Raw genomic sequence first — 12,814 nt, forward strand, 5'->3', positions numbered from 1 at the left:
GGCATCTGATAATCTTTGCCGTGCTGGAAGCAGGAGCTGGAACAGACGATAACTCGCCTTTAGTTACAACACACCTAAATAAGTACTCCCGAACGCTGCCTTGCACACGGGTAGCAGTCAGTCTGCTGCACAGCATACAAAAAGCAGTCATGCAGACAGGTGACTGCTATGAGAATGCAGAAGGCGCGTTGAAAGAGTCACTGATCTCGCTTCAAATCAAACACGGGACAGATCATTCAGAAGCCGGATGCCTGCCTGTATTCACCCGCCCCATTTAGCAGTCTGTGCGGAAATAAATTATTAAAATAATATTAATCAAATAGTTATAAAATAATCGCTTCTTTGGTTATAAATTTAACTTGCTATTGAATAGCGCACTATATAAATTCACTGCATCCCGAATGCGCAACCAGCCTTAGCGCGCATTTAAATAGTGTGCGATTTAATAGTGAATTGATTAAAGGAGTAACCTCATGAAAGTTAAACAGACTGTTTTAGCACTGGCGCTGGCCGCCGCCTCTACCAGCAGCTTCGCCGCAGCACCGCAGCCGGAGCGTCACGTGCAGGATTTTTTGAATGCCCTGAACAGCAGCGGCGGCAAACCGATGGAGCAGCTGTCGCCTCAGGCGGCGCGCGAGGTGCTTATCGGCGCGCAAAAAGGCGCGGCCTTGCCTGATGCCGATGTCACGGAAAAAACCATTGAAGTGAATGGCCAGCCCCTGAAACTGAATATTGTGAAGCCGAAAGGCGCACAGGGCGCGCTGCCGGTCTTTATGTTTTTCCACGGCGGCGGCTGGGTATTAGGCGATTTCCCGACGCATGAGCGTCTGGTGCGCGATCTGGTGGTGGAGTCGGGTGCGGCCGCGGTATTTGTTAACTACACGCCGTCGCCAGAGGCGCACTATCCGGTGGCGATTAATCAGGCCTATGCGGCCACCCGTTGGGTTGCAGAACACGGTAGCGAGATTGGCGTAGACGGTAAACGTCTGGCGCTGGCGGGTAACAGCGTCGGCGGCAATATGGTGGCGGCGGTGGCGCTACAGGCGAAGCAGCAGCATACGCCGGCCATTCGCTACGATGTGATGCTGTGGCCGGTCACTGACGCCCGTTTTGATACCGGTTCCTATCATCAATTCCAGAACGGGTATTTCCTGACGCGCAATATGATGAAATGGTTCTGGGATAACTACACCACGAAGGCGAGCGATCGCAGTAATATCCTGGCCTCGCCGCTGCGCGCCACGCCTGAACAGTTGCAGGGTCTGCCGCCAACGCTTATTCAGACCGCGGAGCTGGATGTGCTGCGCGACGAAGGCGAAGCCTTTGGCCGTAAACTGGATGCCGCAGGCGTAGACGTGACCGTCACGCGCTACAACGGTCTGATCCACGACTATGGTCTGTTAAACGGTCTGAGTCAGGTTCCGGCGGTCCGCACCGCACTGCGTCAGGCCGCTGAGGAGTTGAAAGCGCATCTTAATTGATCCCAGGCCAGGCACATTGCCTGGCTTTTTTACATCATCTGTGGCACTAAAAACCGATGCGCCACCTTCAGCATCAGGATAAATTACAAAAATTATACAGTTAATTTAATCACTACTGCGAGAAATGGATATGTTTGCAAAGCATTATGAGGTAGACGAAAACCATATTGATTTTCAGGGCATCGTAGATGGCCTTTATTACCCCTTCTATATGGAATGGACGCGTCATGCCTATATGCGCGAAGCGCTGGGCATCGATATTGAAGAGGAATTCAAACAGGGGCGCCTGTATATGGTGCTGGAGTACTCGCTGCGCTTCCGCAAAAGTCTGCAAAAGGGCGATCGCCTGGAAGTAACCTGTGTGCTGGAGAAAAACGACAAGCGTAACCGGGTTAACTTTGTTCAGCAGATAAAGGTTGAGGGCGTGATTTATGCCGAAGCCACTTTTGTGGCCACCTGCCTGGTGAACGGCAGGCCCAGCATGCCAGAGGCGGTAATGAAGGCGTTGAATCCGCTCTAATCCACAAGGTGAAGAGCCATAAACGCGCTCTTCACCTTGCTTTTCAGTAGAATACCTTGTTTCTCTCTGCCCTGACATCTCATCCTATTCTTAAACCGCCGGGTCAAATTCAGGAGACATCCGTCACATTAATCTGTGTGATTTTTTTGTGCTGGTTAGTTCGCCTCTTTCACATCATCTTTGTTTAAGCTGGCGCTGTGTTTCCGGCGAATGATTTTTTTTGCATCAGACGGCCATTACCGATGGCTGATGAATATTATGCGGCTTGAGCAATAAAAATAATCAAGTCTGGCTAACCTGATCCTGAGGGTTTTTATCATGCCTGATGAAAACTAAGCCTTTTTATCTTCTCAACACCAGGAAAAATCCGAAGATAAAAGAATGCTGGCGAGCGTCTCGATACGCTTTTTAATTTGCGCGCTTTTTGTTGTTTAATCATTGCTTCTCAATTGAAAGAAAAGTCTCACAGATAATCGTAATCTCTGCTTATCCATTAATTCTGATAAATACCTGGCGCGCGGGTGCGGAAATTCCGGTTTAACGGGCATGCCATTGACGGGACCAGTGCGGTACGTAATATCTCATTAATCAAGTCTGCTATTTTCTTTAGTCGCGAACTTTTCCTGAGGGAAAAAGTGAAAAGATGCTGAGATGCTATCGGCACTAAAAATATATCGCGTACGTAAAACTCTTTATTTGCAGGGGACCTGTGATGACGCTTAACGACCCGTTAATCAGCGTAATTGTGCCGGTGTATAACGCCGAGAACTCGATTGTCCGCTGTGTTGAAAGCGTGCTGGCGCAAGGGGAGCCGCGCGTGGAACTGATCCTGATTGATGACGGCTCGACGGACAGCTCGCCGGTGATGCTGGAGAGCTGGCGCGCGCATCCACAGGTTCGCATTATCAGCCAGCGCAACGGCGGAGTGTCGTCGGCGCGCAATGCGGGCATTGCTGCGTCCCGCGGCGCCTATTTGCGCTTTGTCGATGCGGACGATTTTCTGCCTGCCGATGCGCTGAGCCGCTGCCTGTCGCTGATGAATGACAACGTAGGCCTGATTGTGGGCGAGTCGCAGCACTTTACGCCGCAGGGCGAGCCTGTCGCGCGCTCGTTCCCGGCAGAAGCGCAGCGCGTGCTCAGCGCCAGCGATGCGGTGAACGATCTGCTCTATTTTCATCCGCGCCACGGCATCTGCGACAAGCTTTTCAGGGGCGAACTGGTTCGCAGCCATCAGCTGCGCTTCAACGAGCAGATCGCCAACTTTGAAGATTTGCTGTTTGTTATGCAGTATCTCAGCCTGCTGGGAACACAGCAGGTGATCTGTATTAATAGCGTGATTTATCACTACGTCGAGTCGGAAAATTCCGCGACACGCTCATCGGTGCGCGAAAAGCATTTTTCTTTTGCGCGCTCATTTAGCGAAATGCAACGCGTGCTGGGACGCAGCAATGATAAGTTTTTCTATTTCTTGCTGCTGAAAGTCTCCTCGGCCTATTTATATAAGGCGATCGTCTCAGGTGAGTTTAATTCCGCCTTTATTAATGATCATATTCGCCGCTACCGTCAGGCCTTTAAGTCCTATCTCTCTTCTGGCGTGATTATTAACGGCTGGAGCCTCTACTTTATGCTCTTTTTCTGTTCGCCGCGCCTCATCTCGCAGATGCGCAAACTGGCGCAAAGCGCAGGACGCGGAGGTTAACCATGAAAGAGAAATTAAAAAACTCGATGTGGATGATCGCCGAGAAAATCATCGCGGTCTTTGGCCTGATATTCGTTACCTCTTTTGTGGCGAAGTATGTCGGGCCGACGACGTTCGGCATTATTTCCATTTCGCTGCTGGTGTTTCAGTTTTTGCAGACCGTGGCCTATATGGGCAGCGACGTTATTCTGCTGAAACGGCTGTCGCAGAATAAACGCTCAGGCATCAAACTGATGATTTCCGCTTCCGTGCTGATTCTGACGCTCTACCTGATACTGGCGTCGGCAGGCATGGTGGTGATGCATGAGGAGATGGCCTCTCAGGCGCAGATTTTTATTGTTGCCGCGGCCATAGCCTGCCTGTTCTCCGCTCTCGATCTGGTCAATGTGTTTAACGAGGCGATGCTGAACGCCAGGCTGAATGTGATTGCCAATGCCGTCGGCTTAACCATTAGCCTCGCGATACGCTTCGTTATCTCTTACTTTGAGCTGGACCCGAACTATCTGGCGCTGCCTGTCGTGCTGGCAACCTTTATTCCGTTTGTGATTAAGCTGGCGCTATTTCACCGCTATGAAGGCGCGCTGCGCAGGCCGAAGCCGAAGCAGCTTAAAGCCTATTCCCGCTATATGCTGGCTTCTGGCGGCACGCTCATTTTTTCCGTGGTTGCCGTCGCCCTTTATACCCGACTGAACCAGTTTAGCGTCAGCTATTTTCTCGGCGTTAAAGAGGCAGGGGTGTTTTCAGTGGCATTAACGCTGTCCGGCGCCTGGGTCTTTTTGCCGAACGCGTTACTGGCTTCCTTTTATCCCGCCTTTTTCTCGGAGCGCGATCCGAAGCGGGCCATTGTAAAAATCCAGCAGCTGCACCTGCTGGTGGTTGCGGTTTCGGCGCTGGTCATTGCCGCCGTCGCGCTGCTGGCACCGCCGTTTATTCACACCTTTTACGGCCCGGCCTATCAGGACGCGGTTGCGCCGACGGTCTGGCTCTGTTTAGGCGCGATGTTCGGTTTGCTGAGCAGCGTGATGGATCGCTTTATCATCAAATACAACGGCTATGCCTATCTGGTGAAAAAAACCTTTTTCGTCTTGCTGATTTGCCTGGTTTCCTCCGTCGTTCTGGTGCCGCTGTATGGCCTGACCGGCGCAGCCTTTAGCGTTATTTTGACCGAGCTGCTCTCTTTCACGCTGCTGAATTACTTTTTTGCCGCACAGCCGATGTTCAGCATTCATCGGTCTTTTCTGAGTCCCAAAAAAATATGGTTTTTATTAAACGACGCCAAAACCCTCAGATAGTAAAGAGGAATGAAAAATGAGTCCAACACCAAGGTTCAGCATCATTATTCCTGCGTGGAATGCCCAAAAAACACTGAGAAGAACATTAATCAGTGTGTTGCAGCAAACCTGCGAGGACTATGAAGTCATTGTCGTGAATGACGGCAGCACCGACGGCACTGCCGCGCTGCTGGACGAATTTAGCTACCAGCAAAATATCCACGTTATCTCTCAGCAGAATGCAGGGGTCAGCGCCGCGCGCAATCGCGCGCTGAAACAGGCGCAGGGAGAGTTTGTTATTTTCCTTGATGCGGATGACTGGGTAGACGATCACTTTCTCGCCAGTTTTCAGCAGTCGCTGGATAACCACTACGGCAGTCAGGTGGAGCTGATCGTAGGTAATCTTATTGACGACCGGATTGGCAGCATCCGCAAATATGGCTATTTTGCCGCACAGGAGATGCCTTATCTGCTCGGCGAGCTGGAGATGAGCGACAATATCGGCTATCTGCATAACAAATGTTATAACCGACGGGTCATTGAGGCGAACGGCCTGCATTTCCTCGAAGGCATCTCTATGAGCGAGGATTTGTTGTTCAACCTCAAATACTTTTACAACATCAGCAACTGCATAGTGATTGACAGTACGGCGTATCACTATGAAAACGTCATGGATTCGCTGTCAAAAAAGCGCGTTCAGTACAACGAGCTGAAGACACGCAAACAGTTCCTGACCGGGCTGTATGACACCATCATGAGTAAGTATAAGCATCGCGACATCGACTACTTTCTTAAGGGCGTGTCGAAACGCGTGCTGGCGCTGGATATGCAGATTGTGACCGCGATGTATCACGACCACTTCACGCACAATGAAATTTCACGCGAAATCAGTGAAATCAAACATGGCGGATACTCGAAGGGAATTTTTATTTTGCTGAACCGCAATGAAAAGCTGAAATATATTATTATGAACTTCAACAGCTTTGCGGCTTACTATTGTCTTTATGCCTTATATAAGGCGCGCGCTTTTTAATGGATGTGTTTCATCCGCTGCACACAATCAGGGTTTCGTTGTCTGTGGTATCGAGTAGTGAAATACAGCAGGCGGCCAGCGGTGGCCGCCTGCTGCTCACTGGGTCACTGCGCGGGATGCAGCGCGCCGGTTTTAAACACGCTCATCGCCTGAGCCATGCGCTCTGCCTGATCCTGTAGCGCCTGCGAGGCCGCCGAGGCTTCCTGCACCAGCGCGGCGTTCTGCTGCGTTACCGCCTCCATCTGGGTAATCGCCATATTGATTTCGCTAATGCCCGTGCTTTGCTCGCTGCTGGCAATCGTAATCTCGCTCATAATACCCGCCACGCTCTTCACGCTGTTGACGACTTCGCCAATGGTGGAACCGGCATGAGAAACCAGTCGGCTGCCTTCATCCACCTTAGTTACGGAATCTTCAATCAGCGTTTTAATCTCTTTGGCTGCTGATGCCGAGCGCTGCGCCAGATTGCGCACTTCACTGGCGACCACGGCGAAACCGCGCCCCTGTTCACCCGCGCGTGCGGCTTCGACGGCAGCGTTAAGCGACAGGATATTGGTCTGGAAGGCGATAGAGTCGATCACACTGATAATATCGACGATTTTTTTCGACGACAGTGCAATCGCCTCCATCTTCTCGATGACCTGCTCCATGACTTCACCGCCTTCACGCGCCACGGCAGAGGTTGTCGCCACCAGCTGATTAGCTTCACGCGCGTTGTCGGCGTTGTGCCTGACGGTTGAGGTCATCTGTTCCATCGCTGACGCGGTTTCTTCCAGCGAGCTGGCCTGCTGCTCCGTACGCGTGGAAAGGTCGAGGTTGCCGCTGGAAATCTGGTTCGAGGCCACGGCAATGGTATCGGAGCCGGTACGGATCTCGGTCACGATGCTCAGCAGGTTATCGTTCATCTGCTGTAGTGCCCGCATCAGAATGCCGGTCTCGTCGCGGCTGTCGATAGTAATTTTCGAGCTGAGGTCGCCTGCGGCCACGCGTTCGGCCACGCCTACCGCTTCGGTCAGCGGACGCACGATAGAGCGGGTCAGATAGATGCCCAGCAGGATTGAGGCGATAATGGCCAGCACGGCGCAGACCAGCGTGATGGTGATCGCGCTGCTGGCGGCGTCAACAATGACCTGGCCTTCGCTGCGCAGCTGCGAATCCTGCGAGGTGGCGAATTTCTCCGCGCCCTCTAAAAAGGCATTCTGAGAAGGGGTCATGGTTTTGAGCGCATAGACGCTGGCGCTGTCGAAATCGCCCGCCTTGATCAGCGCAATCAGCGCGGTTTTCGCGTTTTCAAAATCCTTGCCTGCCTGAATCAGCCCCTGAATTTTCTTTTTGCCGACGGCGGTCACCTGAATAGCGGCAATGCGGTTCATTGCGGTATTGGTGCGCTGGGTGGCTTCATCCAGCTGGCCATAGCGTTTAACGTTTCTGTCGGGATGCATGGTATCGATCACCAGGCCGCGCAGATATTTGATCTGGTCATTGACGCCGTCGCGCACGTCAAAGGCGAGGCGCACTTTGACATAACGGTCGTCGACAATAGCTGAGATACCGCTGTTAATACTCTGAATCTTGCTGACGGTCATTACGCCGATAATAATCATCAGCGCCACGACAATACCGAATGCGATGCCTAGCCGGGCACCCACCTTCATATTTTTTAGACTCCACATCTCTGTTTTCCCCGCGATGACATAAAACATTTCACTTTGACAGTTAAGTTTTTAACGTCTGTTTAAGGCTGGCCTGTGCCGAACCCTCAGACCGATACGCAACGGCTAAAAATGAGAGCTGGCGCACAGGTTATCGGATGTTTTTGTTTTGACTTTAATTTTTTTCCGGGCGTAACGTGCGGGGTCTGCTGCCAGCCTGCTGAATCTAAAGTAAATTCATTAGCGGCAAGCAGGGTTAAGAGCGGCAGGAAGGGGATCTAATTAGTCCGGCTAAGCGGTGCCATACCGGGGGGAAGCAATCGCAGGCCGCAGCGAAACACCCTGAAAAAGAGCGGCGCTGCCCGGTTGCTGACAGGAGAAAAAAGAGAGAAGAACACGCGACAGCGATCGCGTGTTCAGGACAGTTCAGAGCGTTTTTTCCAGCACGCTGTGAATAACGGCGGAGAGTTCGTTGATTTCGAATTTAGCGACGTAGCCGTCTGCGCCGACCTTACGAACGTGGTCTTCGTTGGCGCTGCCGGACAGCGAGGAGTGGATCACCACCGGGATGCGCTTCAGCACGTCATCGCGCTTGATATTACGCGTCAGGGTAAAGCCATCCATTTCCGGCATTTCCAGATCGGTGAGCACCAGCGCAATCTTGTCATGGATCGATTCGCCTGCCGCCAGTGCCGCGTCGCTCATCTCTTTGATTTTCAGCCAGGCTTCAAGGCCGGTATTGTGCATCAGCACGGGAATGCCCATGCTTTTCAGACCCTGATCCAGCAGCTGACGCGCCACTTTTGAATCTTCCGCAACGATAGCCACAGCGCCGGGTTTGATATTAAAGCTGCGCGCGGCTTCCGGCGACGGCTCGACGCCGCGCACTGAGGGGATGACATCGTGAAGGATCTGCTCTACGTCCAGCACCATCGCCAGGTTATTGCTGCCCTTGTCGTCATCCAGGCAGGCGATGCTGGTGATGTTATGGCCGCCGATGCCTTTTTCGGCGGTATGCACCTGACTCCAGTCGAGGCGCACAATATTGTCAACCGACTCAACGGCAAAGGCCTGAATATTGCGCGCGTATTCGGTGACCAGCAGCAGATTAAGACCAGTTTCCGGCGTGCAGCCTGCCACCGCCGGCAGATCGATTACCGGAATAAACTGGCCGCGAATATTGGTCATGCCGAGCAGCGGCGAGCACATGCCTGCCGCGCGGGTGATGGGCTGCATCGGCACGATTTCACGCAGTTTAAAGACGTTAATGCCAAACAGTTCTGATTTGCCTTTGGCCTGATCGATGCCCAGGCGAAACAGCAGTAGCTCAAAGCGGTTTGATAACGCCAGATTCGCTCTTTCATCTATCTCTTTTTGAAAATTATCCATCGTTGACTCTGCCTTGTAGCCGTCTGTGGCGCGGTAAAAGGGGGGTATAAGATTATTATCGGCATGAGCGGCTAAAAGGTGAGAGGCGGCTGTACAAAATTTATCAGTTCAGGCAGATAGCGATTCTTGTGCCAGGCTTACAGGGGAAAGACGGAAAAATTTTACTAAAGGAGCGCACCATGAAAAAAGTCATGACCTTTACGCTGTTGGCCTTATTAAGTTTACCGGCGCTGGCCGAGAAGGGCGGTTTTGAGGCAGGCGCGACGCCGCCGCCGCAGAAAGAGCAGGACGCCGGTTATAAGGGTTCAGAGGACACCGGTCAGACCCATATCAACCAGATCCGCGATTTTCGTCAGGACGGCTACGTCACGCTGGAAGGCTATATTGTGAAAAAGCTCCAGGGCGACAATTACCAGTTCCGCGACAGCACGGGAACACTCACTATTATCGCGCCGGAAAAAACCTTTGACGGAAAAACCTACAAAGCCGATGACCAGGTGCGCGTCAGCGGCCGCGTACACGGCAAGGGAGAAAAAACGGTTCTGCACGTCACCCAGATTGACGAGCCGTAAACGCCCGTAAGCTGGCGTGGCGGGGCGTCTCCACGCCAGGCCTTTCAGGGCGGCTCTGCCTTCGGCAACGTGGCGCGCCCGTAAACGCGCTGCGTTGCAGCAAAGCTTGCGGCAGGGTTGCCCGCAGCGCGTGCTGCTTCAGATCCTGCCATTAAGACGGGCGGCTGTTAATCCTTTAGCAGAATCGCCCGTACGCTTTTGCCCTTCATTTTCCCCTGTTTTAATTTCACCAGCGCCGCTTTGGCTTCGCTGGCCGTAACGGCAACGTAAGCGTGCGTCGGCGTCATATCGATTTTGCCGATCTGGTCGGCGCGGAAGCCGGCGTCCCCCGTCAGGGCGCCGAGAATATCGCCCGGACGAATTTTCGCTTTGCGTCCGCCGTCGATGCACAGGGTCATCATGGCTGCCGGTAGCGGCTGACGCGCGCTTTTTTTCAGAGCGCTGGCCGCCAGCCAGTTAAGCGGCCGTTGCAGAAAATCTTCCAGCGCATGGGCGCGCGCCATTTCGTCCGCCGCAACGAGACTTACCGCGCAGCCCTGTTCGCCTGCGCGGCCGGTGCGGCCGATACGGTGCACATGCACTTCGGGATCCCACGCCAGCTGATAGTTGACGACCATCGGCAGCGCCTTAATATCCAGCCCGCGCGCCGCGACGTCGGTCGCCACCAGCACGCGCGTGCTGCCGTTAGCGAAGCGGATCAGCACGCGTTCACGCTCGCGCTGCTCCAGATCGCCATGCAGCGCCAGCGCGCTCATCTCCTGCTGGTTAAGCGCGGCGGCGATGTCGTCACACTCGCGTTTGGTATTACAGAACACCACGCAGGATGACGGCTGACGCTGCGCCAGCAGCCCCTGAAGCAGAGACAGCTTTTCATTCTGGGAGGCTTCGATAAATTGTTGCTCAATAGCGGGCAGTTCGCTGACCTCTTCGGTGGCGACGTGCAGGGCATCGCGCTGAAAGCGGGCGCTGAGCGCGGCGATGCTCTCCGGCCAGGTGGCGGAGAAGAGCAGGGTCTGGCGGCTGGCGGGCGTCAGCGCGGCCACCGCCTCCATATCGTCGCGGAAGCCCATCTCCAGCATACGGTCCGCTTCGTCCAGCACCAGCGTTGTCAGCTGGTCGAGCTTAAGCGTTTCCCGTTGCAGGTGATCCAGAATGCGGCCCGGCGTGCCGACGACAATATGCGGCGCGTGAACCAGCGAGTCGCGCTGCGCGCTGATGGGCTGGCCGCCGCACAGGGTCAGGATCTTAATATTGCGGGTAAAGCGCGCCAGCTGACGCAGCACATTGCTGACCTGATCCGCCAGCTCTCGCGTCGGGCAGAGCACCAGCGCCTGGGTGGCGAAGCGCGCGCTATCAATATGCTGTAGCAGTCCAATGCCGAATGCCGCCGTCTTGCCGCTGCCGGTTTTGGCCTGCGCGCGCACGTCGCGTCGCGCCAGGATCGCAGGCAGCGTAGCAGCCTGAATGGGCGTCATCTCGGTGTAACCCATTTCGCGCAGATTAGCGATCTGGCTGGCAGGAAGAGTGGTAAGGGTGGTGAATGCGGTCACAGGCGGCCTCGGCGGCTAAAAGGTGGTCGAAAAAGAGCGCGGCAAGTCTGGCAGAATGCGCGGCGCGCGGCAACCTGCTTGCAAAGGTTATCTGCGCGAAAGCATTCGCGTCAGGTCCCTTAGGAATAACCCGAAGATAGATGAGAATGCGTGTTATTTTCTAATGTTTTTCGGGGTAAATGAACTTTTTGTGCACTTTTTGCTATATCTGTAAGTCCAGTGTTAACTTTATAAGAGGTGGAATGTAAAAATTAATTCCTTTTTGCATCAGATAAATCCTGTTTTTTTGCTCCAGAAAAAGAATTAACCATTAAAAAAACTCCACGGTCTGGCCGATAAAATAATTACGGTAATTGCTTTATATTTAGCGCGCCATACTTCTATTACAACGACAGTTTGAGGGTTTTCCATTGAGTAATATTGCCCAGGGATCACATGACGACGTGCTGAAAATTGTGGGTCGTGCAGTGCTTACGCTGCATGTCCACGGTGAAAGCCTGTCGGCTGACAAGGTTGTCTCAATGATCGGCTGTTATGCCGAAAATGCAGAACAGCAACAGCAGCCGCTGTTTGCGCTGGCGATGGAAATGATGACCACAGAAAAATGGGCGAAAAGCGCATAACGCTATAGCCTGGTGTGCCAAGCCTCCACCGGGAGGCTTTTTTATTTCCGCTTCCCCGACGTTCGTCTCTTCCCAGATTGGTCCTACCAATCTCGTTTTCTGCTGGATTTTCGTCACAAAAGCAACAATCCCCAGGGCAAAACGGTTGCCTGAAATTAACAGAACATTAACTATCAGCCTCATCTACCCTGTTGTGAGCCTTTTTGGTCAGACCAAAAGGCACGCGTTTTGCGGACATGACCATGATCGACTCAACACCTGACCTTGCAGAGCACCTCGTCGTGCGGCTCCGACGCTACATTCAGCAGCACAGGCTAGAGCCGGGGATGAAACTGCCGGCTGAACGTCAGCTTGCCGCGGAGCTTGGCGTCTCGCGCTCGTCGCTGCGCGAAGCGTTACAGCAGCTGGTCAGCAGCGGCATGCTGATAAGCCGCCGCGGCGGCGGCACCTGGCTGCGTCAGCCGCTTGCGCCCTGGTCAGAACAGCGCATCGTCGCCCCTGTGCGCGAACTGCTACAGGATGACCCGGACTACCGTTACGACATTCTTGAGGCGCGCCACGCCATAGAGGCGAGCACCGCCTGGTACGCCGCTCAGCGCGCGACCGACGCGGATAAAGAGCGGCTCAGGCTGGCTTTCGACGCCACGCTGAAACTCACAGAGCGCGACGATCCCGACCTGGCCGCGCAGGCCGATGTGCGCTTCCATCTCGCTATCGCCGAGGCATCGCACAATGTGGTGCTGCTACAGACGATGCGCGGTTTTTTTGAACTGCTGCAATCCTCTGTGTTACAGAGCCGTCAGCGTATGTACAGCCAGCCGCTGATCTTCGCCCGCCTCACCGGGCAGCATCAGCATCTGCTTGAGGCGATCCTCGCCGGGGATGCCGATGAAGCGCGCCGCGCGGCGATGGAGCACCTGAGTTTTGTTCACGCTACCCTGAAAAGCCTGCATGAAGACGAAGCCCGGCAGGCGCGCAGCGCGCGTCTGCCGGGCGATCATCCTGTTTAAACGCAAGGAAAACG

At 53.9% G+C, this 12,814-nt stretch carries 11 protein-coding genes; 8 read left to right on the forward strand and 3 right to left on the reverse strand.

The window, feature by feature from the left end:
* Positions 1–473 precede the first annotated feature (473 nt).
* From BBB56_RS03130 to BBB56_RS03150, 5 genes are all read left to right on the forward strand, one after another.
* The gene (locus BBB56_RS03130) at positions 474–1,481 is read left to right on the forward strand and encodes an alpha/beta hydrolase (protein ID WP_123798708.1); all 1,008 of its coding nucleotides are present in this window, start codon (positions 474–476) and stop codon (positions 1,479–1,481) included.
* 130 nt (positions 1,482–1,611) lie between these two features.
* Positions 1,612–2,001 carry an acyl-CoA thioesterase gene (locus tag BBB56_RS03135; protein ID WP_123798710.1) on the forward strand — a complete coding sequence of 130 codons (390 nt, stop codon included), beginning with the start codon at positions 1,612–1,614 and terminating at the stop codon, positions 1,999–2,001.
* A gap of 712 nt (positions 2,002–2,713) precedes the next feature.
* Positions 2,714–3,700 (forward strand): glycosyltransferase family 2 protein, encoded by a 987-nt coding sequence (locus tag BBB56_RS03140; RefSeq protein WP_123798712.1) that lies wholly within the window; start codon positions 2,714–2,716, stop codon positions 3,698–3,700.
* A gap of 2 nt (positions 3,701–3,702) precedes the next feature.
* Positions 3,703–4,992, forward strand: a complete 1,290-nt coding sequence (locus tag BBB56_RS03145) for an oligosaccharide flippase family protein (RefSeq protein ID WP_123798713.1) — start codon at positions 3,703–3,705, stop codon at positions 4,990–4,992.
* A gap of 16 nt (positions 4,993–5,008) precedes the next feature.
* A complete protein-coding gene (locus tag BBB56_RS03150; protein WP_123798715.1) occupies positions 5,009–6,004 on the forward strand; it encodes a glycosyltransferase family 2 protein in 996 nt (331 codons plus the stop codon).
* Between the two features lie 104 nt (positions 6,005–6,108).
* Here BBB56_RS03150 and BBB56_RS03155 read toward each other — a convergent pair whose 3' ends face one another.
* Complete coding sequence (locus BBB56_RS03155) at positions 6,109–7,677, reverse strand: methyl-accepting chemotaxis protein (RefSeq protein WP_123798717.1); 1,569 nt, start codon at positions 7,675–7,677, stop codon at positions 6,109–6,111.
* A 405-nt stretch (positions 7,678–8,082) separates the two neighbouring features.
* On the reverse strand, positions 8,083–9,045 hold the full coding sequence (locus BBB56_RS03160; protein WP_123798719.1) for a chemotaxis protein: 963 nt from the start codon (positions 9,043–9,045) through the stop codon (positions 8,083–8,085).
* A gap of 179 nt (positions 9,046–9,224) precedes the next feature.
* Between BBB56_RS03160 and BBB56_RS03165 the strand changes: the two genes are divergently transcribed.
* The gene (locus tag BBB56_RS03165; protein ID WP_123798720.1) at positions 9,225–9,617 is read left to right on the forward strand and encodes a YgiW/YdeI family stress tolerance OB fold protein; all 393 of its coding nucleotides are present in this window, start codon (positions 9,225–9,227) and stop codon (positions 9,615–9,617) included.
* A gap of 167 nt (positions 9,618–9,784) precedes the next feature.
* Here the strand turns inward: BBB56_RS03165 and dbpA are convergent, their stop codons facing one another.
* Entirely contained in the window at positions 9,785–11,167 is a 1,383-nt protein-coding gene (gene dbpA, locus BBB56_RS03170; protein ID WP_123798722.1) for an ATP-dependent RNA helicase DbpA, read from the reverse strand.
* 410 nt (positions 11,168–11,577) lie between these two features.
* Between dbpA and BBB56_RS03175 the strand changes: the two genes are divergently transcribed.
* Positions 11,578–11,790: a hypothetical protein gene (locus BBB56_RS03175; protein ID WP_123798723.1), complete on the forward strand. Its 213-nt coding sequence runs from the start codon at positions 11,578–11,580 to the stop codon at positions 11,788–11,790.
* Between the two features lie 242 nt (positions 11,791–12,032).
* Positions 12,033–12,800 (forward strand): transcriptional regulator LldR, encoded by a 768-nt coding sequence (gene lldR / locus BBB56_RS03180; RefSeq protein WP_123798725.1) that lies wholly within the window; start codon positions 12,033–12,035, stop codon positions 12,798–12,800.
* Positions 12,801–12,814: the final 14 nt, after the last annotated feature.

The organism is Candidatus Pantoea deserta (assembly GCF_003813865.1).
Lineage (GTDB): Bacteria > Pseudomonadota > Gammaproteobacteria > Enterobacterales > Enterobacteriaceae > Pantoea > Pantoea deserta.

Coding starts and splice junctions, on each gene's coding strand:
- BBB56_RS03155 (WP_123798717.1), bottom strand. CDS start 7,677: ATGTGGAGTCTAAAAAATATGAAGGTGGGTGCCCGGCTAGGCATCGCA.
- BBB56_RS03160 (WP_123798719.1), bottom strand. CDS start 9,045: ATGGATAATTTTCAAAAAGAGATAGATGAAAGAGCGAATCTGGCGTTA.
- BBB56_RS03135 (WP_123798710.1), top strand. CDS start 1,612: ATGTTTGCAAAGCATTATGAGGTAGACGAAAACCATATTGATTTTCAG.
- BBB56_RS03130 (WP_123798708.1), top strand. CDS start 474: ATGAAAGTTAAACAGACTGTTTTAGCACTGGCGCTGGCCGCCGCCTCT.
- BBB56_RS03145 (WP_123798713.1), top strand. CDS start 3,703: ATGAAAGAGAAATTAAAAAACTCGATGTGGATGATCGCCGAGAAAATC.
- BBB56_RS03140 (WP_123798712.1), top strand. CDS start 2,714: ATGACGCTTAACGACCCGTTAATCAGCGTAATTGTGCCGGTGTATAAC.
- BBB56_RS03165 (WP_123798720.1), top strand. CDS start 9,225: ATGAAAAAAGTCATGACCTTTACGCTGTTGGCCTTATTAAGTTTACCG.
- lldR (WP_123798725.1), top strand. CDS start 12,033: ATGATCGACTCAACACCTGACCTTGCAGAGCACCTCGTCGTGCGGCTC.
- BBB56_RS03150 (WP_123798715.1), top strand. CDS start 5,009: ATGAGTCCAACACCAAGGTTCAGCATCATTATTCCTGCGTGGAATGCC.